Here is a 26,354-nt window from a genome sequence, read left to right on the forward strand (position 1 = left end):
ATGCCTGAAAGTAAAGATAAAATAAATGTCTTCTGGTTTCGCAGAGATTTGCGTTTGGAAGATAATTGTGCGCTACATAACGCTTTAAAACAGCATAGGGACGTTCTGCCTGTTTTTATTTTTGATAAAGGAATTTTAAGTAAGCTGGAAGATAAATCTGATAGGAGAGTAGATTATTTTCATCAGGCTCTCAAAGAAATTCATCAGGAATTAAAAGAGAATAAAAGCGGAATCACTGTTTTTCATGAAAAACCTTTGGATGCATTCAAAAAACTGGTTCAGCAATATGATATTGATATGGTTTTCTGCAATTCAGATTATGAACCGGAGGCGATTCAGCGAGATTTGGAAATTGAAAAATTTCTTCAAAGCAATAGAATCGTATTTAAAAGTTTTAAAGACCAGGTAATTTTTGAAAAAGATGAAGTTTTAAAAAAAGACGGTACGCCTTATACAGTTTATACGCCTTATTCCAAAAAGTGGAAAGAGTTTCTCCACGAAAGTAAAATTGAACATTTCAGCACAAATTTTTCAAGTCTTTTAAAATATAACCTTCCTGAATTTCCCGAACTTGAAGATATTGGATTTAAGAAAACGGATATAAAATTCATTAAACCGATTCTTAAAAAATCAATTATTGATGATTATGATAAATACAGGGATTTCCCGGCTATGGATCATACGACACATTTGGGTGTTGCTTTGCGCTTTGGTACAATCTCTGTTCGCCGATGCGTCCAGTTTGCTTCAGAACATAATGAAACCTGGCTTAATGAGTTGATATGGAGAGAGTTTTTCATGCAGATTCTTTATCATTTTCCGAAAGTGGTAAAGCATTCATTCAAAGAAAAATATGAAAATATCGAATGGCGAAATAATGAAAAAGAATTTGAACTTTGGTGCAAAGGACAAACCGGCTACCCTATTGTAGATGCAGGAATGCGCCAGCTGAATGCCACAGGCTTCATGCATAACAGAGTGAGAATGATCGTGGCGAGTTTCCTGACGAAACATTTGTTGATCGACTGGCGGTGGGGAGAATCTTATTTTGCAAAAAAGCTATTGGATTATGAACTTTCATCCAACAACGGAAACTGGCAATGGGCGGCGGGGTGCGGATGTGATGCGGCACCATATTTCAGGGTTTTCAATCCTTCTGAGCAGACTAAAAAATTTGACAGCGACCAAAAATATATCAAAAAATGGATTCCTGGAAAAGAGATACAAATTAAGCCAATCGTAGAACATGTTTTTGCAAGGAAAAGAGCACTTGAAGTCTACGGAAAAGCCGTAAAGGAAAAATAAAAATTGATTTTTAAGAATCTTTAAATTAACTTATAGTATTTATTGCTAAATTTAAAGTATGCATTATCAGTTAGAAAAACATTACGTCAATAGAGTGGGCTGGCTGAGAGCGGCTGTTTTAGGAGCTAACGATGGGTTGCTTTCCACCACAAGTATTGTGATTGGAGTTGCGGCGGCGACTCCGGACCGTAATACGATTATTCTTGCTGCTTTGGCTGGGATGATAGCCGGAGCAATGTCCATGGCTGCAGGAGAATATGTCTCTGTGAGTTCGCAGGAAGATACCGAAAAGGCAGATCTTCTTCGCGAAAAAAAGGAATTAGAGGAAATGCCTGAAATCGAATTGCTGGAACTTGCCAAAATCTACGAAAAAAGAGGGGTAAGTAAAGAAACTGCCCTGAAAGTTGCTACCGAACTTACCGAGCATGATGCATTAGCAGCGCATGCTCATGATGAACTTGGAATTAATGAAATTACTCAGGCAAAACCTTTGCAGGCTGCTATTGCTTCTTTTGGTTCTTTCGCTTTGGGAGCATTGCTTCCGTTTGCTGTTTCATTGTTGGCACCGATTACTTCCATGGTGTATTTTCAGTATGGATTTTCTATTGTTTTTCTGATTATTTTGGGAGCTCTTTCGGCAAAAACCGGCGGCTCAAATATCGGGATGGCGATATTAAGAATAAGCTTCTGGGGAACTGTTGCTATGGGAGTTACGGCTTTGATAGGCCATCTTTTCGGGGTAAGTGTTTCTTAAAAACGATTTATCATTAAAAGATGTACGGACATTTTATTTGCGAAGGCCTAATTTTTTGAGCGCATTGGCATTTAAATATATTTCATCAAAATGATTCAGTGATTCTACATCTTTGAATTTCTGAAATGCCATTTCACTTTTATTAAATGAAAGCTCGATAGATTCATCGTATGTTGTCGTGATTCTGACTACAGAATAGCCATTGTAAGCGATCCTGAAACCTTCAAAAAGACATTTTCTTTCAGCCTTCTGGTATATTTTATATTCTTCAAATGCGGTGCTGTCAATCTTGTTATCAGTTCCTTTTCTGTTATGTTCCAGCGATTTCCAGGAGGTATAATTTTTCGGCTCTTTCAGAATGTTTCCTTTTGCATCTACCGGGACAAACATTCCTAAGCTTAATGGCTTTTTAAGAAATGTAGCATAATTATTCATCAGTTTTAAGGTCTGAAGATCAGCATATCCTTCATGTGAATAATATTCTATCACGAAATCCGTCATCGGAATCAGTTTATGAGAGGAGCTGACTGGCATATTTACTATTTCTTGAGGCAAAATTATCTGTAATTAGTTTAAAAAACGAAGATAAATAAATTGTGAAAAACGATAAAATTATTTTAGCATTAATCTTTACGGTTGGCTGATAAAAAACAAACCTCTCACATTGTGAGAGGCTGATGACATATATAAATGTCTGTAAAGACAAAATATTTAGATATTTAAAAAGGATAAATACAGATCGTATAAAAGGATTTGGCTTATTGAGAAAATCTCAAATGAAGATCCGTATCTTACCTGTCAATACATTGATCGATTGGTCTTATGCCAATTTTACGTTCACAGCATTTAAGCCTTTTTCGCTTTGCTGTACCTCATAAACTACTTTGTCGTTCTCGCGGATAGATCTTGAAATCAATCCTGAAGAATGTACAAAAACGTCTCTGCTTCCGTCTGCAGGTGAGATGAATCCGAAGCCTTTTGCTTCGTTAAAAAATTTTACTGTGCCTTCTTGCATTGTAATGGTATTAAAAAAATTATTGTTAAGTCTAAAGCCTTGTGCTATGACTTATTGTTTAAAAATAAAATGACTGCTGAAAACTAATCTGAAAAAAATGCAAGCATATTCTATAGAATAGAAAAGACAGATGTCTGTTTTATGGGACAAATATACAACAAAAATAGTATAATAAATTCAATTTAAGTGATTGATTGTCCAAAATATATTTGTATATTCCGAGCCGGCGTATAAAATAAGAGTTTTGTCATTCTTAAAATTTATAAACAAGTGCATTGATATTCATTCCGGCTCCTACCGATGCGAAGAGAATAATATCGTCTTTTTTTATTGTATGCGATTCCAGTTCGTTCTTTAGAATCATGGTAAGTAAAGTAGGTATCGTTGCCACACTGCTGTTTCCTAATTTGCTGATTACCATGGGCATTATTCCGGATGGAACACTCGTGTTATACAGTTGATAGAATCTTTCCACAATAGCCTCATCCATCTTTTCATTAGCCTGATGAATAATTATTTTATTAAGATCGTTAATAGAATATCCACTATGGTCAAGGCACTTTTTCATGGCATCCGGAACATTGGAAAGGGCAAATTCATAAATTTTCCGGCCTTCCATTTTGATATATTTCGTATCCGGACAGCTTTCGTTATTATAGGATTTTCCAAAATACAGAAAATCTTTTTCGTTAAGTGTATAAGATGCCGACAAATGAGATTTTATCCCCGAATCATCAGAATTATTGGCTTCGAGAATCACTGCACCGGCCCCGTCTGCATAAATCATGCTGTCTCTGTCATGAATGTCTACTACCCTCGAGAGAGTTTCGCCACCAATAACCAGACATCTTTTTGCAATTCCTGACCGGATAAATGCATTCGCCTGTATTACTCCTTCGATCCATCCGGGGCATCCGAAAAGCACATCGTAGGCCACACAGAAGTTATTTTTGATCTTTAATAAATGTTTAACCCTGGAAGCCAGACTCGGAACCGTGTCAGACTGAATTGTTCCGAAACGCACGTCTCCAAAATTATGCGCAAATATAATATAGTCCAGCGTTTCCGGATCTATCCCGGAATCCTGTATCGCCGATTGAGCTGCAATGAAACCCAGATCCGATGTCACCTGCGAACTATTAGCATATCTTCTTTCTTCAATACCTGTGATTTTTTGTAATTTTTTTGTAATCGAGGCATTGGTATCATTCAATAATATTCCTTCTTCATTCAGGAAAACGTGATTATCGAAAAATAAATTGTTGATGGTTTCTGATGGTATGTAATTTCCTACCCCTATGATTTTGCTTGTCATATCTAAAAATAGATTCTAATCTTAACTAAAATGAAATAGCTGAACAATTGTTCAGCTTGCTGACTTCCTGATTTATCATGAAGTGCATAACATAATCTGCGGATTTATCCGCTTAATTGATAAAGGTAGTTGATTAAAAATAAATAATGCTATAAAATGGTCTAAATCGTTAAAAATTAACAATTTTGTCATTTTTATAATCTTTGATTCTGGTCTTTATTATTTAGAGTTCATTTTCTAGTACCCGAAGCAGCTCAGTCTGCTGCACAACATCGTTTTTGCTGTTTATTAAATTATAATTAGCCTGCAGCCAGTTATTTCTCACCAGGAAAAAAGTGTAGGCATCCATCAGGCCTTCCTTATACTTTTCTTCAGATTTTTGAAAGGATAATTTTTGGTTTTCAAAATTGGCTTCCAGAAGGTTATACTTTTCCTGTGCATTCAGAAACTGTGCTTTGATGGAATTAATACTTTTCGTTAAATCATTAATGATAATATCTTTATCATAATTAGAATTGATGACATTCAGTTTGGCAATCTCCACATTGTTTTTTACCTGTAATTTATTGAAGACCGGAATATTGAGCCCGAAAGATAATTGCTGGTTTTTATTCAGCTTTATCTGTTCCGAAAAGTCGGCGGCAGGCTGCCCTAAAATTTTATTGTAAAAACTTGACCACGTATAAGCGCCGTTCAGTGTAGGCAAATATCCTGATCTTGCAATGTCTACATTTTTCTGCTGTGCCTGTATTTGTTTTAAAACCGCTTGATAGGCCGGATTTTTTTCTAAAAGATTCTGAACAAAATTACTGTCGTTAAAGTTTGAATCGATAAGGTGTTCTTCAGGCATAATAAAATCAAGCGTATCTTTTGTGATGGCCAATGCATTCAGAAGATTAATTTTGGAGAGATCTCTGAGATTTTTAGCAGAAACCAACTGTTCCTGCATCGTTCCCAGATTGGCTTTGATATCGTAGACATCACTTTTCGGGCGGTTTCCGATTTCCACTTCTTTTTCTGTACGTTTGATCTGGTCTTCGATTCCTGAGATCTGTGTTTGCAGCACCTCCAGCCAGCTTTTGCTGTTCTGATAGGTGAAAAACATCATAATAACATTCATTTTGACCTCATTCTGTGCCAGCTTCATCTTATAAACTGAGCTTTCTTTATTGATTTTAGAAAGAGAAATGGTAAGATAATTTTTCCAGTTCACCAGTTCCCAGTTGGCCTGTACGTAGATCTGGTCATACTGAGTGTTGATCGCTTCTCTCTGATTGGTATTCTGGTTGATAGACGATCCGAAGCCATAGTTATGGCTTACCCCGGCATTCACAGAGGGAAGCAGCATTCCTTTGGCAGCAGAAATCTCTCTCTCATTTTTCCGGATATTCACTGTCGATTGTTTTATCAGGGGATGATTTGCAGCGGCATAATCAAGGCATTGTTTGAGTGTCCAGCTCTCCTGGGCCGGAAAAAGATTGATTAATAATATGAAGAATAGCTTTTTCATAATTAGTTGTCGATTGATAGTTGACAGTTGATGGTCTTACGGATAAATTTTTCTATTAACTAAATACCAACAACGATCAACCAATTACTCGTATTTAAGATATTTAACCAGATTGATTTTTGTGGCACGGTATGCTTTGAAACTGACTACAATAAAAGTGAGTAACAATAATAAAATAAGACTTAAAACATACGGCCAGACCGGCATATCTATTCTGTAAGCGAAATCTTTGAGCCATTCATTCATAGCATAATATCCGAACGGAATGCTGATGAAAACAGCGATCACACAAATCAGCAAAAATCTTTTGGTCAAATCCCAAACAATTGTTCTTTCGTCAGCGCCCAGCGTTTTTTTGATGGCAACGTCTTTTAATTTCTGTTCTATTAATAATGATGACAAAGCAAATAATCCTAATAATGCAATAACAAGAACTACGACATTTAAAGTGGTAAAAAGTGTCTGCTGCTTTTGAAACTTCTCAAATGTTTTCGCAAACTGTTTATCCACAAATTCAAAATCGTAAGGATAACCTGGTTCGGCTTTGGCAGTCCAGAATTCTTTGATTCGTTCCAAAGTTCCGTTGATGTCATCTCCGGAAAGTTTGATCTGAAGGTTACTCATATTATTTTTCACCCAGTTTCTATCATAATTGAAATAAACAATGGGTTCAATAAGTTGGTTCACACCGCTGTAATTGATATCCTTTACGACACCAAGAATTTTATACTTTTTCTTTCCGTCCCAGCCCGTGAAAAATTCTTTATCTAAAGCTGTTTTTGGATTATACCCCAGTTTTCCGGCAAAAGTTTCGTTAACCACAGCGCCGTTGATGGTGTCGGAAGCTTTTTTCCAATTCAGGTCGCGTCCGGAGACGAATTTTATTTTGTAAAACCTTAAAAAATTCTCGTCGATACCGCCCAGCATCGTCTGTATGCTTTTAGTGGTGTCCGTCGCTAATTTTACGATTGATGCATTAGCAGTGCCGCTTCCTATAGAATTAACAGAACCTGTGACATCCGTTACCCCGGGGATTTTCGCTAATTCAACTTTCAGCCTTTTGTATTTATTGACATTAAAGCTGTTTTCCCAGTTTGATTTTTTGAAATTAATCTGAATCGCCTGGTCGCCCTTAAAGCCCAGATCCTTATTCATCATATAGCTGACCTGGGTATGAATAATCAATGAGCAGATGATGAAAAATGAAGAAATAATCAACTGCAAAGTCAAAATTCCGTTTCTCAGCCAGACCCCATTTTTGCTTCTGGCAAAATTACCTTTCAAGGTATTGATTGGTTTGAAATTCGACAGATAAAGTGCCGGAATCAATCCTGAAATCAATGAAAAAACAATCAGCAATAATCCTGTGTAGATGAACAGTGTAAAGTCATTCAGTCTGATTTCTTTGTTGAGGAATTTGTTGTATGAAGGCAAAAGCAGTTCTACCATTGCAAACGCAATGATGTATGCTGCCATACAAATCATAAAAGTCTCAAGCAGAAACTGTAAAACCAGTTTTGATTTTGAACTTCCCACCACTTTTCTCACACCGACTTCCTTAGCTCTTTGAGAAGACTGTGCGGTTTTAAGATTAATCAGATTAATTCCCGACAAGGATAAAATCAAAACAGATAATCCCAGCAAAATCATGATGGACTTTTTGTCTCCCTTGGAAATACCTTCACTTTTAGCATCCAGTTTCATTGTACTGATTGGCGTCAAATAAACCATTGCCGGACTTTTCTTATCAACGGTGTAGCCCCATTTTTTTGATTCAATCTCGTCCTGCTGCTGCATCTGTTTCGACAATTTATTTTCCAGGACTTTAATATCTGTACCAGGTTTAAGCTTAAAAAAACCGTTATAATTAAAATTCGTCCATTTGTCTTTAGATTCTTCCAGATAGGGGTTTCTATGAAGAAAACCAGGTTTGAAAACAGTATTGCCTGCAGGAATTTTATAAATCGCAGTTACTACATAATTCTTTTCATCCGAATCAGTTTTAACCGTTTTTCCAATGGCATTGGGATAATCATCGCCGAAAAGCAGACGGGCTGTTTCCAGTGATAAGGCTATTTTTCCATCATCGGATAAAGCATTTTGGAAATTTCCTGCTACTTTCTCGAAAGCAAAAAACCTGAAAAAAGAATCTACCGTCGCCGTCCCCGAGACATAAGCCGAATTATTGCCAAAGCTGAGTTTCTGCTTTCCCCAATCGTTGAGAACCGTACAATCTTCTATCTCGGAAAATTTTTCTTTCGAGACAAATATTTCAGGATAGCTGGAGCTTGACATTATTCCAAAAGCTGCATTGCGATTTTCCACAAAATAAATATTCTCTTTATCCGGGATCCATTGCTCATAAGACTTTTCGTCCTGCCAATGGATAAATATCAATAAGAAAACACATAACCCAACACTTAATCCCAAAATATTGATGATCGTGGAAAGCCAGTTTTTTCGGTAATTGATGAATGCTATCTTGAGCCAGTTTTTTAACATAGTTGTTGGTTGTTAGTTGTCAGTTGTTGGATGTCGGAAAAGTTTCTATCAACTTTCAACCGACAACCACCAACAAATTTTTACTCGTATTTCAGATGTTTTACCAGATTCCATAGGTTTTACCTACGGCTATTTACATTGAACCCTTCGGGTTCGTTTATTCATACTTCAGATATTTAACTAAATTCACTTTAGTTGCCTGATACGCTTTGATACTTACAACAGCGAAGGTTAGAATCAATAATAAAATCAAACTCAGAATGAATGGAAAAATAGGCAAATCAATTCTGTAGGCGAAATCTTTCAGCCATTCGTTCATCAGGTAATAACTGATTGGCATACTGATGAGAACTGCAATCAAAGTAATCCAAAGGAATTGTTTTGTTAAACCTATAATTAAAGTTCCGTCTGATGCGCCTAAAGTTTTTTTAATGGCTACATCTTTTAATTTTTGCTCAATCATTAATGAAGACAACGCGAATAATCCAAGCAGGGCAACCATCAGAACCATTGCATTCAGAATTGTGAATAAGGTCTGCTGTTTCTGATATACCTCGAAAGTTTTTGCGAACTGCTTGTCGATGAAATACGATTCAAAAGGATAACCAGGCTCTACATTGCTTTCCCAATACTTTTTAATTCTTTTTACGGTCGCCGGTATATCATCAGGTTTCAGTTTCAGCTGGATGTTGTAGACATTATATCGCTTCCAGGATGTTGCGCGGTAATGAAAGAAAACCATTGGTTCAATTTCAGATTTTAAACTTTTAACATTAAAATCTTTCACAATACCTACAATTTTGTATGGTTTTTCATCAAAACCCGGCCGGAATTCATTCTTAAAAGCCTGCTTATCTGTCCATCCAAACTGTTTCACAAAAGTTTCATTTACCAACACATTATTGATGGTATCCGAAGCTAATTTCGGATTCAGCCAGCGTCCTTTGAGAAGTTTGACACCCATAAACTGGAGATAATCATAATCCATCGAGCCATGCTGTGCATAGATGGTTTTGTTCATGTAGTCCATATTGGAATTGCTGTAACGATAGCTTCCGGCAACAGCCTCTCCGTAAGAAACAGCCTCGACCCCTTGTATTTTTCGCATTTCGTTTTTAATGCGTTCATACTTCAGCCAGGGTTGTGGACTATTTTCGCTGAAAGAAACCAGAAAAATCTGTTTTCCATTAAAGCCGAGGTCCTTGCTCATCATATATCTGACCTGAGAATTCACAATAAGACCGCCTATGATAAAGAAAGATGAAATAATCAACTGTAAGATCAGAATTCCGTTTCTGAGCCAGACACCGTGTCTGCTTCTGGCGAAATTTCCTTTCAGCGTTTCAATGGCTTTGAAGTTGGCCAGATAAGCTGCAGGAATCAATCCGGAAATCAAAGTAACGGCTAAAACCATTGCAAATGAATACAGGTAAATATGCCAATTGTTCATCACGATTTCTTTATCAAAGAATTTATTAAAACTCGGTAAAAGAAGCTCAGTCAATGCCAGCGACAAAATATAGGATGCAAAACAAATTAAAAAAGTTTCTAATAAAAACTGTAAGACAAGCTCAGACTTTGTGCTTCCGATTGCTTTTCTCACCCCGATTTCCTTAGCCCGTTGAGAAGCCTGCGCGGTTTTCAGGTTAATAAAATTGATGGCTGATAAAATAACAATTAATACAGAAAGGCTAAACAGAATCATCATTGTTTTAAAATCTCCGGTTCCAAACCAATAGGCTTTTGCATGCAACTTCAGTTGATCGAGTGGGGTGAGTAAACTTCCTTGCGGACCGTACAATTCAAGATATTTTTGAGGGGTAACTCCTGCTCCCTGCGCATTCATTTTCGCCCGATACTCAAAAACATCTTTCAATAATTTTTCCTGAACAATTTCTGTATCTGCATTTTTATCGAGCATAAAAAAACATCCGTAATTAAAATTACCCCATCCTTCCTTATCGTTCTTTAATTGGTTATAAGCCAACATTACAAATTCCGGATTTATCAAACTATTACCTTTTGGCAATTCATAAACCGCAGTAATGATGTAATTCTTATTGTCAAATTTCACACTCTCTCCCGCAACATCTGTTTTGCCGAATAAATTTTTTGCTGCTTTGGTGGAAATTGCAAGTGAATTTTCATTTTTTAAAGCATCTTTGAAACTTCCGGCTACCAGTTTAAATGGAAAGAAATTGAAGAAATTTTCAGAAACGCTCATTCCATCTTTCTGATAAATGGTTTTCTTTTTGGATGTCATTTTAAAACCCATTCCGGAATTACTGAACAAAACATAATCCTTAATTTCAGGAATCATTTTTACGGCACGGTCTGCAATGGGATAAGAAATACTTGGGCTGTAGGTATTTTCTTTTTTGTTATGCTGTTGAAATCCATAGATATTATCCTTCTTCGGATTCCATTTTTCGTAAGATTCTTCATCATTCCAATGCATAAGGATGAGCATGAAGCCTGTCAGGCCAACTGTGAGTCCGAACAAATTAATCAATGTGGAAAGCCAGTTCTTTTTATAATTGATGAAGGCGATTTTGAGCCAGTTGTTTAGCATAATTGATAGTTTTGGGTTGAGGGTTGAAAGTTGTCGGTTGACGGATTTAAAACCAGACGTTTTGAAATAATACTTCTGTTAGCTGACTTTCCATCAACTAACAACCGACAACTAACAACAAATTTTTACTCAAAGTTTTTAGAATCTGCTTTTTCAAAAACATCTTTTCTCTGGGAAGAATGTTCTTCGGAGAAAATCTCGCCGTCTTTCATATTCACAATTCTTGATGCGTATCCGGCGTCGTAAGAAGAGTGAGTCACCATCGCAATGGTAGAGCCTTCTCTGTGAAGTTCGGCAAGAAGATTCATCACCTCGTTTCCGTTGGAGCTGTCGAGATTTCCGGTGGGCTCATCGGCAAGAATTAATTTTGGTCTTGTTACCAACGCTCTTGCAACGGCTGCTCTCTGTTGCTGACCACCTGAAAGCTGTTGTGGATAATGCTTGGCCCTGTGAGCGATATTGATTTTTTCCATGATCTCTTCCACGCGTCTTTTTCTTTCTGAAGAAGAAACGCCGTTATAAATTAATGGAAGCTCGATATTTTCATAAACGGTCAACTCATCAATCAGGTTGAAATTCTGGAAGATGAAACCGATATTTTTCTTTCTGATGTCCGATTTTTTCTTTTCACCAAGGCCTACTGTTTCTGTACCGGTGAACTGGTAAGAACCCGAAGAAGCGTTGTCCAGCAATCCAAGAATATTCAGGAACGTAGATTTTCCGCAGCCGGAAGGCCCCATAATAGCTACAAATTCACCTTCTTTGATGTGTAAACTTACATCGTTAAGCGCATTGGTCTGAACATCTTCAGTTTTATAGATTTTGGAAAGGTTTTTAATATTGATCATTTTTAATTTAGTTTAAAGTTCTATGCTTAAGGTTTTGGAAATTATTTATCGATTATCAGTTATATTTAAAGCATATCAATCGTTCCGCCGGAATCTCGTGTTGCAGAGAATTTAATTCCAGACAATGTCTTATACCTTATGGTTGCCAGAGAACTTGCAGAAGCAATTAACTGTTTTGAAACACTTAAAGTTACGGATGATGCCGATTCTGCCTTGACAGTAGCTACAGATATATCCGTTTTGGTTGCAGTGATTTTCGAGGCTTCTTCCGAAGAAATGGTTGCCGTTCCGATTTTCCCCTGAATATTGATTGAACTTCCGGATTCTGCGTTGATTACCAGATGATCCGTATTCAACTTCCCGAAAACAGAACCTCCGGATTGTGTGCTGATGGAAACATTTTTAGCATTAGAATCTCCAAAGATTTTTCCGCCACTTTCCGTGCTGAATTTCTGAATATTAAATACATTTTTTATTTTCACAACTGATGCGGTACTTGCGCTTACAGATTTCACATCTTTTGCAAAGATTACAATTCTGGTGTTCACATTTTCCATCGACTGGTTTCTTTTATAGCCTATATGAAGTGTGTTATTTTTCACGCTGATGTTTACGAACTGCATGTAATTGCTTGTAATCACTGCTTTTTCTTCGTTAGATTTCACCACTTCTACATTAAAGATCATATCAGAATCGATGTTTTCAAAGTGGCTTAGCAGAACGGTTTTCGTTTCAGTGATGTTATCAATCGTTCTGCCTTTCAATGTCGCAAGAGACATTATAAGTCCAATAATTGTTGTTATCAGTAGTAATAATAGTTTTTGCATAGTTATATTTTTAAATTTATTTTTGAATATCAAGTATTTCATATTTTTTTAGTTCAGAATAATCCGAAGTAATGACCGATTCTCCTTGTTTCAATCCGGAAACCACTTCATAATATAAAGGATTTTCTCTTCCAAGACTGATATTTCTTTTTTCGGCTTTATTACCTTTCACCACAAAGATCCATTTTCCGTTGGTGTCTTTATAGAAATTTCCTTTCGGAATCATCAGGCTCTGCGTGTCGGCAGATAATTTAAGCTTTACTCCGAATGTCATCCCGATTTTCAGTGTTGAAATTGTTACATCCATAAAATTCAGTTCCACCGAAAACTGTCCGTCTTTCACTTCCGGAAGAATTTTGGTGATGATGACTTCATATTCTTTTCCGTTATTATCCAGCGTTCCTTTGATTCCGGTTGTTAGTTTGTTGATGTAATATTCGTCCACTTTAGCCACCAGCTTGTAGCCGCCCATCAGATCAATTTTTCCTATACTTTCCCCGGTTGTAAGATTCTGCCCGAGCGAAATCGTAAAAGACGAGAGCCTTCCCGAAGCCGGCGACATAATAAGGAAATTGTTTTTATTTAAGCGAAGAATATTTAAACTTTTTTCCATCTGACTGATAGAGCTGGTGATGGCCGCCATCTGGGAATTTCTGGAAGCCTTTTCATTGGTTGCCCCTTTTTCTACAATGAATTTTCTTTGTTTCTGATAATTGAGATTTTGTAGGGCAACATCGTAATCCGTTTTCTTTCCGATTTCTGCATCATACAATCTTTTCTGAAGATTAAAAGTCTGCAAAGCGGTATTGTAATCATTCTGAGACTGCAACAGCTCTTTATCCTGATTGAATTCCTGATTTTTAAGCTCAAGAATCGAATTTCTCATCTGGCTGATCTGCTGCATGATTCCCGTTTCCTGATTCAGATAATTGAATTCCGTATTCGGATTGTAAACTCTGGCGATGGGCTGGCCTTTCGTCAACATTTGCCCGTCCTCTGCAAAAATTTCTTTCACTGCGCCTCCTTCTACGACATTCACCAATGAAGAATTCAGTGATTGTGTCTGTGCTGTCACCATCAACATATCCTCGAATTTTCCTTTGGTAACGTCATCAATGGTAATGTCTTCGGATTTTACGTTATATGTTTTTTTCTGATTCAGGAAATACCATCCGAAAAACAAAACTGCCAGAATCAGAACAATAATTATAATGACAAATTTCAGTTTAGATTTCTTTTTTACTATTTTCGTATCCATAATGGAGATAAGTCTTTTGCTTACAGGATATTACACAATGCAAGTGCCACAGATTTATAATGCTGTAACTCTCTGTAAATAAGGAAGAATTATATTTAATTTGTTTTAAAACTGTTCATTACCGGACACTTTTTGTGCGTAAACGGACAAATTTAGTGGATGGTTGCCTGTTGTTAGTTGATTGTTTTTAAATCCTTTCTAAAATTTTGCAATCACATCGTCAACTAAAAACGATCAACTGACAACCAAATAAAAGAAATGCGAAAAAAAGAAGCTCATATATTAATTGTTGATGACGACGAAGATATTTTGTTTTCGGCGAGAGTCTGGCTTAAGAAATTCTTTACGGAAGTAAGTTGCCTCAGCCAGCCGAAGAATATCCTGAAACTAATGTCGGAATACCAGATTGATGTTGTTTTGCTGGATATGAATTTCCGGAAAGGTTTTGAGAACGGACAGGACGGATTGTACTGGATGCAGGAAATCAAAACGCTTGAGCCTGAGCTTCCGATTATTCTGATGACGGCGTATGGTGAAGTCGAACTGGCGGTAGAAGCTCTGAAAAACGGCGCCTCCGATTTTATCCTGAAGCCATGGAATAATGAAAAACTTTACGCTTCTGTTAATCTTGCCGTCGATATTTCCCGGAAAAACAAGAAATTGAACCAATGGGAGAATATCAGAGTGAAAACCAATCAGTATCAGTTGGAAACGAAATCGACTGTTATGGAAGAAGTGATGGATCAGATTACCCGGGTTTCTCCAACAGATGCGAATGTCCTTCTTTTGGGAGAAAACGGAACAGGAAAATATGTTCTGGCAGAACGTATTCATGAGCTGTCTGAGCGGAAAGGCCAGCCTTTTGTACACATTGATCTGGGAAGTCTTTCTGAAAACCTTTTTGAGGCGGAATTGTTCGGGTATAAAAAAGGGGCGTTTACCGATGCACATCAGGATTACGCCGGAAAAATTGAAAATGCACAGAACGGAACGGTTTTCCTGGATGAGATCGGAAATCTTCCGCTTCATCTTCAGACCAAATTGCTGAGCCTGATTCAAAATAGAAAATTATCCAGAATAGGGGAGAGTAAGGAACGTTTACTTGACGTGAGATTTATTTTTGCCACCAACGAAAATCTTAAAAAAGCGGTTGCAGAAAACCGTTTCCGAAAAGATCTTTATTACAGGATTAATACGGTGGAACTTCAGATTCCGGCTTTAAGGGAACGATCGGAAGATATTCCCGCTCTTGCGGATTATTTTCTTGAAAAATACAGCCAGAAGTACCACAAACCTGAATTGTTTTTAAATGAAAACCTGGTTTTCCAATTGATACATTATTCCTGGCCGGGAAATATCCGGGAACTTGATCACTGCATTGAGAGAAGCGTGATTCTTTCCAATGAGAAAAATATGAAGTTGCTGATGCCGCAAGACGAAGAACCGGAGAAAACAATGGTAAATCTCAATCTTGAGGAAATGGAAGAATTCCTGATTAAAAAAGCGTTGAAAAAACATCGCGGAAATATTTCTCTTGCAGCGGAAGATCTGGGATTGTCGAGAGCGGCGTTGTACAGAAGAATGGAAAAATTTGAGTTGTAATTGGTTGTTGGTTCATAGTTTCTGGTTGATGGATTTAAATCACAAAGTATAAAGCCCCTTCAACAAGCTGTCTGTGACAATTCTAATACTAAATGTCTAATTTAAGCGATGTCAGGCTGAGCTTGTCGAAGCCTCTTTTACTATGAAAAAGCAAAAAATATTTTGGTTAATCTTCATTTTGCTGGCCATTGTCAGTGGAATTTTTGCATTTGATTTTTACTCTCAGAACAAATGGATCAATTGCATCTTATTTTCGTTGGTAAGCAGTATTTGCATTATTTTGGCGCAGACATCGGCTTCATTTTATATTCAGAAAACGGAAAAGTTGCTTTTAGCCATTCAGAAAAAAGATTTTTCGCTGTTTCCTAAGACGGAAGAAAATAATCTGGTTGATAATGCTGTAAAGCTTTATTACCAAAGCAAGGAAGAATATCTTTCACACTCGTCTTACAAGCTACTTTATGAGGAAATCCTGGGACAGCTGGAAATAGGTCTTATGATTCTTTCTGAAAAAAATAATGATTGGGATGTTTTTTATGTCAATCCTGTTTTTCTTGAAATTCTTCAGATTCCAAAATATAATTCCTGGAGCCTTTATGAGAATAAAGCATCGGCTTTCTATAAAGTCATCGAACAAACCCAATATGAAAATTCTCAGGAATTTTTTGATATTTCGATTAATGAAAATGTCAGACAATCTTATTCTCTCAGGACCAAAAAAATACAGAATGCCCGGCACCGGTTCTGCATCATCAGTCTCGAATCTGTTCAGAAAATTATTGAGCAAAAAGAAAAACTGGCCTGGAATAACCTGATGAAAGTAATTTCTCACGAGCTTTTGAATACCCTTACGCCTGTCAACAGCCTGATACAGAATATGGAATATATTGCCAATCAGGAAACGATAGAAAAAGAAGATCAGCAGGATATGAAGGAAAGCCTGATGATTATCAATTCAAAATCGAAACAGCTGCTTGATTTTGTTGATGATTACCGGCAGGTTGCGGAACTGCCAAAACCTGTTTTTAAAACAATTTCATTAAAAGATACTGTAGAATCTGCCCTTCATTTCCTGAAATCTGAATTCGAAAAAAAGAATATCACGATCATCAATTCACTGGAAAATTATACTATTTCTGCGGATGAAAAAATGATTCAGCGGTGTTTGATTAATCTTTATCTCAATGCTATTTATGCCGTTTCCGAAAGTGATGAAAAAATGATAAGAACAGAAATAAAAACACTGAATAAACGAATCATTCTGAGTGTGGAAGACAGTGGTGTCGGGATTCAGAAGGAAATTCAGGATAAGATTTTTCTTCCATTTTTCACGACAAGAAATGGCGGTTCCGGGATCGGCCTTACACTCAGCAAAAGCATTGTCGAAGCACATCAGGGATACCTGAATTATAAACCTCTGGAACACGGCAGCCGTTTTGAAATCTGGTTTGTAAATTAGAATTCAAATACCTGTAAGATCAACTATAAGCGGAAAAGCATACAAATGCAGCTTTTCCGATGCATGAATTCTTTTAAAAGTTCAGCGAAATTATCTGTTTTGCAAGATTTCAAGATTTATAACTCTTCTTCCAGGATACTGATGATCCGGTCAATAACATGCTGTTTTCTGTATTTTTTATGATATTCAGCTCTTGGTTCCGAAACAATCTGGTCATGTTCTTTGCTGAAAAGTGCATACAGGTCTATTTCCGGGTGTCTCTCAACGTACCATACTAAGAAATTGAGGGGCATTGCATTTTTCCCGGAAAAATATAACTGAATCGACTGTGGCGTTACTCCGTAATCCTTTGCGATTTCTGTCATCGTTTCTCCTTTTCCCCTGCTGTAGTCACGGATCTTCTCGTAAATTTTCATATTGTGTAGCTTCTTTGTATTAAATTTAACAATAAAAAGATGTAATTTTTTAAATAATTTATTGTTTTTTAAATATATAATTGTATATTTGCTCTTAAATTGTCTTTTAGACAAGCACAAAACTACGAAAAAAGGTTAAATAAAATTTATTCATTTATATGGGCAAATCGATGTATCTCTGCCATCAGAAAATAATTGATGAAAAATTTGATTTCATTGACCAATGGCTACCGGCGCGTTATACAGGTTCAGTGAATATCTTTCTAAAAAAGGAATCAAAAAATGCAGCCTATATCAGGCAGGTGAGGAGAAGGAAAATAAATGACGAGAAAGTGGCAGATGCATTGTATAAAGTTTCTCTGATCAATAAATTACAGGTAGAGATAGAGACATAATTAAAAAAAATAAGTACATTTGATTTTTAGAAAATATAATTTCATTTAAGAGTCAATCATTTATACAACTCAATGAGAGTTTTTAACAATAAAAATAACACAATAACTATGGAAAAAAAAGCAGCGGTAATCACCGAATGTTTAAAATGCAAAACACGATACAAAAATTATTTCAACGTATCTCCATGCTGTCAGTCAATTGTTTTAAAAGTAGACGAAAACGGAAACAGTACCACAATTACTTTTCTCAGCGCATTATCAAAACCCCGTCCTCATATAATAAAGAAAATAATTACAGAATAAGAATTTAGGACATTTGTTTTTTAAATCCCGCAAACTTCATCTGAAAATTGCGGGATCTTTTATTTATGAAAATTAAAATAAAATAGCTCTACAAAGACAGCTGACTTGGTGACAAACCATATTTCTTCTTGAAAGCAAATGAAAAATGGGAGAGATCTTCAAAGCCGACTTCCAGATAAACTTCCGTTGGTTTTTTCTTCTTTTCGGATAATTGATAGTACGCCAGTTGAAGCCTTTTTTCAGTCAGCCATTTCTGTGGAGTACTGTTGAAATATTTTTTAAAATCTCTGTTAAATGTTGATAGACTGCGCCCCGTGAGATAGCCTAATCTTTCCATAGGCATATTAAACATAAAGTTTCGCTCCATGAAGCTGATGAGGTCTACCTTTCCCGGTTCATCAAAATTGGCCAGAATATTGTCTACACTTTTATCAATTTCCCGTAGAATACTTATGGCTTCAGTAATTTTCAAAGAAGCAATATTTTCCGGAAAAGTTCCTTCAAGGTCGAAATAAGGCACCACTGATGCCATACAGCTCTCCAATAGCGGATGGTTGCTGAAACTGTATATCTTAGGCTCGGGTTGACGTTTTTTATCTATTTCGATTTTCTCATAGAATTTCTTCAGGCGTTCCATAGAAAGATGCATTACTACCGTTTTGTGGGGCTGGCCGTTCCTGGGATAATTTACAATTGTGGCAAGAAGATTTCTGGGAATCAGGAATATATCGCCTGTTTTAAAATAACAAGTAGAGTCTGCCTGTATGATTTTTGTTTCCCCGGAAATGAACCATATGAGCATATGGTCATCAAACATAAGATCTGATTTAAACAGCTTGTCGTCATAGCTGGAAAGCTTAATTTCAGGGGTCAGATATTTTGATATATGATCCATTTGAATACTTTTAATTATATGAAAAATAATACAATTCTACATTGTTGTATCAGTTGTTAAAAATAGTAGATTGTCAAATGTAGTGAAATCATTCTTTGTCGAAGACTTGCAGTCAATAGCTTTAAAATTTTAAATTAAATAATCAGTAGGCCAGCAAGTGACTTGTATTTGATTTTTAATAAACTCAGCTAAACAGTTTGCCCGCCGTCAATTAAAAAGTCTGATCCGGTGATGAAAAGAGCTTGATCTCCCAACAGGTAAGAAATTAAGCTGGCCACCTCATCTGGTTTTCCGAAGCGCATGAGTGGTATGCTGTTGACCATTTTGCTTTCAAGATCCTTATTCATTCCCATTTTATCCATGATTTCTGTAGATACAGGTCCCGGACTTACCGCATTGACACGGATTTTCCTTGGCGCCAGCTCAATCGCTGCGATTTTCATAATCGCGTTTACCGCGGCTTTGCTTGCTGCATATACTGATGCATTCGGAGGCGAAATTCTGGCTGATGTGGATGACAGAAATACCACGGATGCACCGTTATTCAGAAATGGAATGAACGTACTTAAAGTAAAAAAAGCTCCTTTCAGATTAACATTCATTACTTCATCAAACATTTCTTCTGAGGTAGTTTCTATAGAAGCGATTTTGGTGATCCCGGCATTGATCAGAAGCATATCTATCTTTCCATATTTATTGTGTACTGATGTAGCCAGCCGATTGATATCTGTAAGGTTCGACTGATCTGCAACTATGCCGGTAATATCCAATTCTGTAGCTGCATTTTCCACCGCATCTTTTCTTCGGCCTGTGATGATAACTTCAGTACCGGTTTCTTTAAGCCTGCGGGCTGTTGCATATCCTATTCCGCTGTTGCCTCCTGTAATAACTGCAATTTTTGTATCTGTATTTTTCATTTTTAAAATTTAAAATTAAATAGTAAATGATACGCCTGTCATTTTCTCACTCAGGTCCCATAATCTGTTGGCATTAACCTCGTCCAAAGAATATCTTTTAACGCCATATGAACCATAGCTTTCTTCATCTTCTGCCAGCCTTGCAATGTCGCCATCTTCACAATATACTCCTCCTATATTATTAAGCTGTGGATTGACAGCACACCAAACGGTAGTGGCCGCTCCCTGTGGAACTGATTTTAATGTAGCCGCCACTTCAGGGAGCATGTTTCCGTCTGCATCCACAAAACCCATTTTTTGAAACAATTCCAATGGTGCTTCTCTTCCCAGCTCGGTACCTGCTATTGAACCCGGATGTACAGAATAAGCTCTTATGTTGTATTCTTTTGCGCGGTTGTCAAGCTCAAGGGCAAACAGATTACTTGCTGTTTTCGACTGACCGTAAGCTTGTAACGTTTCATATTCCCTGTGTAAAAAATTAGGATCTTCAAAATTGAAAGGTGCCATTTGATGTCCTAAAGAAGATACATTAATGACCCGGGCTCCATTAGCCTTTTTAAGTGCCGGGAACAATCTGGCAGTAAGATGAAACTGTCCGAGGTAATTGGTTGCCAGTTGTGATTCTATTCCTCTGCTGTCTCTTCGAAGGGGAACCCACATGATTCCGGCATTGTTAATAAGCAGATGCAATGGTCTCTGTGACGAAAGAAATTTGTTGGCAAATGCATCAATAGACTGAGGATCCATAATATCCATCACCTCAATTTCTACATTTTCAATACCTTCAAGATTTTTTTTAGCTTTATCAATATCTCTTGCGGGTACGATAACAGTGGCACCTGCGGCAGCAAGTGTTTTTGTGGTTTCAAGTCCGATGCCGGCATTTCCTCCGGTTACAATTACGATCTTACCTGTCAGGTCTATTCCATTGATGATTTCATTTGTTGTTGACTGTGCGTTAAATCCTGATCCGATTGGTTGTTGTAACGCTCCTTGATAATTGGTTGTTTCCATTTTTTAAATTATTTAAAAGTTATAGGACAAAATTATCAGGAATAGACTTGCGTGACTTTGTTGATAACGTCAAATTACTTTGTTTAGAATGTCATGATTAATGATAAAAAAACTATCTGACAAAAAAGTTTTAGAGGAAATAAATAATAGCTGCTGACAGGCTGTTGTCAGACTATCAGATAATTTTGCAGGATAATTTTAAATTTATACAACATGAACTTATTATCTGTAAGAATCATCACTTCCAATATTGATGGTCTGATAAAATTTTACGAAAAAATCACAGGATTATCCTTTGTACGGTACACACCAGAGTTTGCAGAACTCAATACGGATCGTGCAACATTGGCAATTGGCAGTATTAATACAATGAAAGCTTTTTCTGAAAAAGATATTGTAACTGCTATTCAAAATACAAGTGTCATTATCGAATTTATGGTTGATGACGTAGACAAATTATACGAAAAAATAAGGACTGTAGTAGACGCTTCCATAGTTCAAAAACCAACACTGATGCCTTGGGGGAACAAATCTCTTCTCTTTCGTGATCCTGATGGAAATCTGGTTAATTTATTTACCCCTGTTTCAGAACAGGCAATGAAAAAGTTTAAGCTAAATCATTCGTAAACTTTAATTTAAAATATCTTATTCGGATAGAAATTGAAGACCATACCCTAAAATAAAAAACCTACTCTTACCTATAAATTGTAGAGTAGGTCATTTTTCATTTTAGTTTAAACCGACCTGGCGAAACAAAACAAAAACTTATTTTAATTTAAACTGATCTGCGGAACTAAAACAAGAAACTGTTTTAGTCTAAACTGACTTGGGAAACAAAAATAGTTCCTGCAAATCTTACATTATTTAATAAACTCTAAAATATCTTTATTAATGGTCGCAGCTTCTGTAGTCGGCATACCGTGAGGGAAACCAGGGTATGTTTTCAGAGTTCCGTTTTTCAATAATTTAATAGATTTCAAAGCCGCATTTTGGTAAGGGACAATCTGGTCATCTTCACCATGAAGAACCAAAACCGGAATGTCTGTATTTTTCAAATCTTCAGTTTGATCGGTCTCAGAAAACGCTTTGATCCCGTCGTAATGAGCCACGATTCCGCCCATCATTCCTTGTCTCCACCAGTTTCTCTGAACACCTTCTTTTACGTCGGCACCTTCTCTGTTGTAACCGTAGAATGGGAAAGTCAAATCGATATAAAATTGACTTCTATTATTCAAAGTCTGGTCTCTGATATTATCAAAAACAGACATCGGAACGCCATCAGGATTATTGTCACTTGCCACCATAATCGGCGGAACTGCACTGATTAAAACAGCTTTTTTCGCTCTTCCGTTCGCATATTTTGCTACGTAACGGATTACTTCACCACCACCAGTTGAGTGTCCGATGTGCACTACATCTTTCAGGTCTAAGAATTCAACCAGTTCAGCGGCATCAGAAGCATATTGTTCGATCGTATGATTGTAGATATCCTGGCTGGAACGTCCGTGACCTCGTCTGTCATGCGTTACAACTCTGTATCCTTTCTGCAGGAAGAAAATAACCTGTGCATCCCAGTCGTCTGAAGATAAAGGCCATCCGTGGTGAAACATCAAAACCGGTCCTTTTCCCTGGTCTTTGTAAAAAATCTCTGTTCCGTCTTTTAATTTTAGTGTACTCATTGTTGTAAATTTTTAATGTTGTAATTATTGTATTGTAATATTTTGTTGTTTTATTTCTTTAGCAAATGTAGGACAGTGAAATCTGATAGAAATTAATCTGGTTTAATATCGCTCATTTTTGATAAAAAAAACTGGAATTTATTTGGGCATCTATTTCCACCTGTAGTTTAATTCGCTGTTTTTAGACAGTAAGACCATTAGCTTACATTTTCGCCGATCAGTTCAAGCAGATCCTCAGCACCGCCATTGAATTTATTTCCATTGATGAAGAAAGAGGGCGTTCCGTTGACACCGCTCATAATTCCGCTTTCAAAATCTGAATCTACTTTTTCTTCCAGTTCGGCTTTCTGAATATCTTCTTTAAATTGAGCAATGTTTAACCCTATATTTTCTGCCAGCCTGAATAAATATAGCTCATCCAGATTCCGCTGATTTTCGTAGATAGCATCATGCATCTCCCAGAATTTCCCCTGCAGATCGGCAGCTTCTGCAGCAATTGCCGCAACTCTGGCATATTGATGCATTTCCGAAAGCGGAAAATTCCTGAATACAAATTTCACCTGACTTCCGTATTCTTTCATTAATTCTTTAAGAACCGGATAGGCGGCTCCACAGTAAGGACATTGATAATCGCCGTATTCTACGATCACCAAATCGGCTTTTACGTTGCCTTGGGCGTGGTCAGTAGTACTGACTGATGGTTTTAGTGACATAATTATTTTGTGTTAAGTGTTTCTAAAGCGTCTAAAATTCCGTCTGCACCAGGATTAATGGCCGTTGGTGACAGATAGCTCCATTCGATGATACCTTCTTTGTTGATGACAAACAAAGCTCGTTTACACTCGCCTTCTTCTTCGTCATAAACGCCGTATTTTTTAGCAGTTTCTCCTTTGGCTTCAAAATCTGCCAGTAACGGAAAATGTAAATTCCGAGATTGCGAAAATGCCAGATGGCACCATTTACTATCCACAGAGATTCCGAAAATCTCAGCGTCATACTTCTTGAAAAACTTCAGGGTTTCGTTATATAAAGCCATCTGATCACTGCAAACCGGACTCCAGTCGGCGGGATAGAAAGCGAGAATAACGTTTTTTCCTTTAAACTCTGAAAGTGTAATTTTTTGATCAGGTGTTGCATACAATGTAAAATCGGGTGCAGCGGTTCCTTTTTGTAACATAATATTTAGTGTTTAGTGGTTGTAATATTGGTAATTAATCTACTACAAGTTAATAATAAAACTGCAGGTAAAAGCAATGTCAGGTTTTTTAAAGCATCAAGCAGGAACGGAGCGACCGCAGCGCCGGACAAAAATCCAATCCACACTAATAAAAGATGAATCGCATTAGATCGGTATTTCTTTTTTTCTGCTTTATCTTCAGTCATACTGAGCATTGCGGTGTTTCGTGCCAGGCTGTTTAATGTGCCGGTAACAAAATCAGTATTCACTTTTTGGTTTCCGACTGTCGTTATAATCGTATTCATCAATCCCATCGAAAAACCAATAACAGCAATAGAAAAAATGTTTGCAATTGGATAATAGTAATGTATTGCTGTATAAAGAATCAGAATTCCCGAAACAATATAAAAAGTAATAGTTTTAATCCTGCATTTCTTCAATAATGACAAACAGGTGCCCGCATAAATTCCGGTTAAAAAACCTGCAATGACTGTAATAGATGTAATGATAATTCCGAATTTATCACTGAAAAAAGCTGCTCCCAACTGCGTGGTATTCCCACTCATAAAGGAAACATAGGTTTTCCATTGTATCAATCCTGTGGCATCAATATATCCTGCGATGAAAGCTAAGAATATGGCTAGTTTCTCTTGTACTCTGATTTGCTCAGGGGATAAAAGAGAAGGCGTTTCCGATAGCAAAATACTTATTTTGCAGGTTGAATAAATACTTTTTTGGCCGGGAATTTTTCAATTTCACCTTCCTTCAAACCAAAATTCGTTTCTACGACATCTTTCGGATTGCCCGCCAGCCATTCGCTTAAGTCAATAGATTCATAAACACCGCTGTTAAATCCGATCAATACTTTACAAACCGTATCTCCTGTATTTTTAATGTAATGTCCGGCGCCCATCGGAACGTAGCCTACATCTCCTGCATTAAACTGTTCCGTAACAATCGTTCCTTCGGCTAAGAAAACCGACATTTCAGCCTGCCCGGAAATGAAATACTGCCATTCATCTGCATTCGGATGCCAGTGCATTTCCCTTAACGCACCTGGCTGTAATTCCAGAACAGAACCTGCCATTGTTGTGCTGATCGGGAATTCTTTGCTCGTTACCAATCTTTGTAAACCACCTCCGGGAATAATTCTAGGCTGTTGGGAATGCAAAGGATAACGGTGAAGATTGGTTAATTCAATATCAGATTCTTCAGGCCTTGCTGTTGCAGCAAATGACATTTCGTCCGGAACAACTCCTGCGGCAAAATACGCTTCTTTCTGTGGTAATGCTGCAACTTCTTCAAGGGTTAAACCCAAATTTTGCGCAACAATTTCAGGGGGAACGCTGGAAACAAAATCGGTAACGCTGAATGTATGATCCTCAGAAAAATTACCGTTATCAAAGATCAGAATAAAATGACATTCTTCCGTTCCTGTTGCCTGAATTGAATGACCATAACCTTTTGGAAAATACCATACATCTCCAGGTTCAAAATTATCAGTATAGCTTTTTCCGTCAGGATGAATAATCGTTGTGCGCACCGTTCCGGAAATTACATAAGCCCATTCTGCGGCGTTGGCATGCCAGTGCAATTCTCTCATGCTACCAGGCTGCAATCTCATAGAAACTCCGGCAATACCGATAGAAGCTGGAAAATCTTTAACAGAAGCACCTCTTGTTGTTCCACCGTCGTTGGTACGCGGTTCTTTTTTTTCTAACTCGTATTTGAAGCTTAAGTTTTCAGTATTCATAATATTAATTTTTTTAGTGGTTACTTATTTGTTGTTCTTAATTCTATTGTAAAGCTACCTCGGAATCATCCGGTTTTGAAGTCATTTTCGGTGAATGGGCAAAATGAGTCGTTGAGTTTTACAGGGGAGCAGATGTATGACGGAATTGTTTAATTCAAAATCAATTGTTTAGAAAAAACAGTAGGATAAACCGAAATTAAGATTCCGGGAATTAACATTGAAACTAAACCGAAATGAAATGAAATTAAAGCTCCTAAGATACAGCCTGACAAAAATCCTGTCAGAAGAACTAAAGATTTTTTTAATTCAATCAGTTTTTCAAAACTGTGTTGTGTGGAAATATAGGAGGAAAAATCTAATATCGCTTTGGTCACATTTCCTGTCATTACAGTGGTTGAACCGAAGGTTGAGTCGGGGTATAATCTGTTAACTGTATTTTGTACTCCCATTGAAAATACAATCAACATGAGCATCGAATGATATATAAAACCTGTTTTGATATGATCTTGTTCTAAAATAAAGGCGGCGCAACCCGCTATTATAAGAAATACTCCGATTGAGATGAAGATGGCTTTTTCATTTTTACACATATTATTGACTTTCCTCGTCAGAATTACAGCTGATACAAAAACAGGAAAACTTATAAGGTTGGTAAAATCGCTCAACGTATGATAATGAGACAATTTGTAGGCGAAAACTACAAAGTTCCCTGTGATGTGTGCCGAAAACAAACCATCCGCAACAGTGAAGGTACTTGTATCAACAAAGCCTGCACTGAAAGCCATTATCAATGATAAATAAAAAACGGCATCTCTTTTCATTTCTGATGAATGTAAAT

26 protein-coding genes are annotated in these 26,354 nt (G+C 37.0%); 7 read left to right on the forward strand and 19 right to left on the reverse strand.

The features are described 5' to 3' along the window. Positions 1-1,305, forward strand: coding sequence for a cryptochrome/photolyase family protein (locus ACWNCI_RS00890; RefSeq protein ID WP_449386793.1), 1,305 nt, complete (start codon positions 1-3; stop codon positions 1,303-1,305). A 58-nt stretch (positions 1,306-1,363) separates the two neighbouring features. After that, a complete protein-coding gene (locus ACWNCI_RS00895; RefSeq protein WP_346986078.1) occupies positions 1,364-2,059 on the forward strand; it encodes a VIT1/CCC1 transporter family protein in 696 nt (231 codons plus the stop codon). Between the two features lie 33 nt (positions 2,060-2,092). Here ACWNCI_RS00895 and ACWNCI_RS00900 read toward each other — a convergent pair whose 3' ends face one another. From ACWNCI_RS00900 to ACWNCI_RS00940, 9 genes are all read right to left on the reverse strand, one after another. After that, positions 2,093-2,593 (reverse strand): hypothetical protein, encoded by a 501-nt coding sequence (locus tag ACWNCI_RS00900; RefSeq protein ID WP_346986077.1) that lies wholly within the window; start codon positions 2,591-2,593, stop codon positions 2,093-2,095. Between the two features lie 286 nt (positions 2,594-2,879). Continuing rightward, positions 2,880-3,074 carry a cold-shock protein gene (locus ACWNCI_RS00905; protein ID WP_042721939.1) on the reverse strand — a complete coding sequence of 65 codons (195 nt, stop codon included), beginning with the start codon at positions 3,072-3,074 and terminating at the stop codon, positions 2,880-2,882. A gap of 253 nt (positions 3,075-3,327) precedes the next feature. Then, positions 3,328-4,389 carry a 3-oxoacyl-ACP synthase III family protein gene (locus ACWNCI_RS00910; RefSeq protein WP_346986076.1) on the reverse strand — a complete coding sequence of 354 codons (1,062 nt, stop codon included), beginning with the start codon at positions 4,387-4,389 and terminating at the stop codon, positions 3,328-3,330. A gap of 223 nt (positions 4,390-4,612) precedes the next feature. Then, positions 4,613-5,899 (reverse strand): TolC family protein, encoded by a 1,287-nt coding sequence (locus ACWNCI_RS00915; RefSeq protein ID WP_449386794.1) that lies wholly within the window; start codon positions 5,897-5,899, stop codon positions 4,613-4,615. 84 nt (positions 5,900-5,983) lie between these two features. Beyond that, positions 5,984-8,401 carry an FtsX-like permease family protein gene (locus tag ACWNCI_RS00920; protein WP_449386795.1) on the reverse strand — a complete coding sequence of 806 codons (2,418 nt, stop codon included), beginning with the start codon at positions 8,399-8,401 and terminating at the stop codon, positions 5,984-5,986. A gap of 157 nt (positions 8,402-8,558) precedes the next feature. Continuing rightward, positions 8,559-10,973, reverse strand: coding sequence for an ABC transporter permease (locus tag ACWNCI_RS00925; RefSeq protein WP_449386796.1), 2,415 nt, complete (start codon positions 10,971-10,973; stop codon positions 8,559-8,561). Between the two features lie 125 nt (positions 10,974-11,098). Then, positions 11,099-11,821 (reverse strand): ABC transporter ATP-binding protein, encoded by a 723-nt coding sequence (locus ACWNCI_RS00930; protein WP_449386797.1) that lies wholly within the window; start codon positions 11,819-11,821, stop codon positions 11,099-11,101. Between the two features lie 65 nt (positions 11,822-11,886). Then, positions 11,887-12,648, reverse strand: a complete 762-nt coding sequence (locus tag ACWNCI_RS00935) for a GIN domain-containing protein (RefSeq protein ID WP_449386798.1) — start codon at positions 12,646-12,648, stop codon at positions 11,887-11,889. 16 nt (positions 12,649-12,664) lie between these two features. Next, positions 12,665-13,906, reverse strand: coding sequence for an efflux RND transporter periplasmic adaptor subunit (locus ACWNCI_RS00940; RefSeq protein ID WP_449386799.1), 1,242 nt, complete (start codon positions 13,904-13,906; stop codon positions 12,665-12,667). Positions 13,907-14,164: 258 nt separating this feature from the next. Here ACWNCI_RS00940 and ACWNCI_RS00945 point away from each other — a divergent pair, with 258 nt between their 5' ends. Together ACWNCI_RS00945 and ACWNCI_RS00950 are read left to right on the forward strand one after the other, a co-directional pair. Next, complete coding sequence (locus ACWNCI_RS00945) at positions 14,165-15,508, forward strand: sigma-54-dependent transcriptional regulator (protein ID WP_449386800.1); 1,344 nt, start codon at positions 14,165-14,167, stop codon at positions 15,506-15,508. Positions 15,509-15,650: 142 nt separating this feature from the next. Further along, the gene (locus ACWNCI_RS00950; protein WP_449386801.1) at positions 15,651-16,967 is read left to right on the forward strand and encodes a sensor histidine kinase; all 1,317 of its coding nucleotides are present in this window, start codon (positions 15,651-15,653) and stop codon (positions 16,965-16,967) included. A 116-nt stretch (positions 16,968-17,083) separates the two neighbouring features. Here the strand turns inward: ACWNCI_RS00950 and ACWNCI_RS00955 are convergent, their stop codons facing one another. After that, a complete protein-coding gene (locus ACWNCI_RS00955) occupies positions 17,084-17,383 on the reverse strand; it encodes a hypothetical protein (RefSeq protein WP_449386802.1) in 300 nt (99 codons plus the stop codon). Positions 17,384-17,541: 158 nt separating this feature from the next. Between ACWNCI_RS00955 and ACWNCI_RS00960 the strand changes: the two genes are divergently transcribed. Both ACWNCI_RS00960 and ACWNCI_RS00965 read left to right on the forward strand, forming a co-directional pair. Beyond that, entirely contained in the window at positions 17,542-17,778 is a 237-nt protein-coding gene (locus ACWNCI_RS00960) for a hypothetical protein (RefSeq protein WP_346986066.1), read from the forward strand. Between the two features lie 108 nt (positions 17,779-17,886). Continuing rightward, complete coding sequence (locus ACWNCI_RS00965) at positions 17,887-18,081, forward strand: hypothetical protein (RefSeq protein ID WP_346986065.1); 195 nt, start codon at positions 17,887-17,889, stop codon at positions 18,079-18,081. 88 nt (positions 18,082-18,169) lie between these two features. On the opposite strand, the gene ACWNCI_RS00970 is transcribed toward ACWNCI_RS00965, so the two are convergent. The 3 genes from ACWNCI_RS00970 to ACWNCI_RS00980 form a co-directional block, all read right to left on the reverse strand. Further along, positions 18,170-18,976 (reverse strand): helix-turn-helix domain-containing protein, encoded by an 807-nt coding sequence (locus ACWNCI_RS00970; protein ID WP_449386803.1) that lies wholly within the window; start codon positions 18,974-18,976, stop codon positions 18,170-18,172. A gap of 188 nt (positions 18,977-19,164) precedes the next feature. Next, positions 19,165-19,893, reverse strand: coding sequence for an SDR family oxidoreductase (locus ACWNCI_RS00975; protein WP_449386804.1), 729 nt, complete (start codon positions 19,891-19,893; stop codon positions 19,165-19,167). Positions 19,894-19,908: 15 nt separating this feature from the next. Next, positions 19,909-20,907 carry an SDR family NAD(P)-dependent oxidoreductase gene (locus ACWNCI_RS00980; RefSeq protein WP_449386805.1) on the reverse strand — a complete coding sequence of 333 codons (999 nt, stop codon included), beginning with the start codon at positions 20,905-20,907 and terminating at the stop codon, positions 19,909-19,911. Positions 20,908-21,120: 213 nt separating this feature from the next. Here ACWNCI_RS00980 and ACWNCI_RS00985 point away from each other — a divergent pair, with 213 nt between their 5' ends. Further along, positions 21,121-21,534 (forward strand): VOC family protein, encoded by a 414-nt coding sequence (locus ACWNCI_RS00985; RefSeq protein WP_449386806.1) that lies wholly within the window; start codon positions 21,121-21,123, stop codon positions 21,532-21,534. Positions 21,535-21,767: 233 nt separating this feature from the next. Here the strand turns inward: ACWNCI_RS00985 and ACWNCI_RS00990 are convergent, their stop codons facing one another. The 6 genes from ACWNCI_RS00990 to ACWNCI_RS01015 all read right to left on the reverse strand — a co-directional run bounded on the left by ACWNCI_RS00990 (position 21,768) and on the right by ACWNCI_RS01015 (position 26,337). Next, on the reverse strand, positions 21,768-22,586 hold the full coding sequence (locus ACWNCI_RS00990; RefSeq protein ID WP_449386807.1) for an alpha/beta fold hydrolase: 819 nt from the start codon (positions 22,584-22,586) through the stop codon (positions 21,768-21,770). A gap of 197 nt (positions 22,587-22,783) precedes the next feature. Beyond that, the gene (locus ACWNCI_RS00995; RefSeq protein ID WP_449386808.1) at positions 22,784-23,299 is read right to left on the reverse strand and encodes a DsbA family protein; all 516 of its coding nucleotides are present in this window, start codon (positions 23,297-23,299) and stop codon (positions 22,784-22,786) included. Between the two features lie 2 nt (positions 23,300-23,301). Then, positions 23,302-23,763, reverse strand: coding sequence for a redoxin domain-containing protein (locus ACWNCI_RS01000; protein WP_346986058.1), 462 nt, complete (start codon positions 23,761-23,763; stop codon positions 23,302-23,304). Positions 23,764-23,768: 5 nt separating this feature from the next. Further along, complete coding sequence (locus ACWNCI_RS01005; protein ID WP_449386809.1) at positions 23,769-24,464, reverse strand: YoaK family protein; 696 nt, start codon at positions 24,462-24,464, stop codon at positions 23,769-23,771. Positions 24,465-24,469: 5 nt separating this feature from the next. Further along, positions 24,470-25,516 carry a cupin domain-containing protein gene (locus ACWNCI_RS01010; RefSeq protein ID WP_449386810.1) on the reverse strand — a complete coding sequence of 349 codons (1,047 nt, stop codon included), beginning with the start codon at positions 25,514-25,516 and terminating at the stop codon, positions 24,470-24,472. 149 nt (positions 25,517-25,665) lie between these two features. Continuing rightward, on the reverse strand, positions 25,666-26,337 hold the full coding sequence (locus ACWNCI_RS01015; protein WP_346986054.1) for a YoaK family protein: 672 nt from the start codon (positions 26,335-26,337) through the stop codon (positions 25,666-25,668). Positions 26,338-26,354 lie beyond the last annotated feature (17 nt).

The organism is Chryseobacterium lineare (assembly GCF_977014045.1).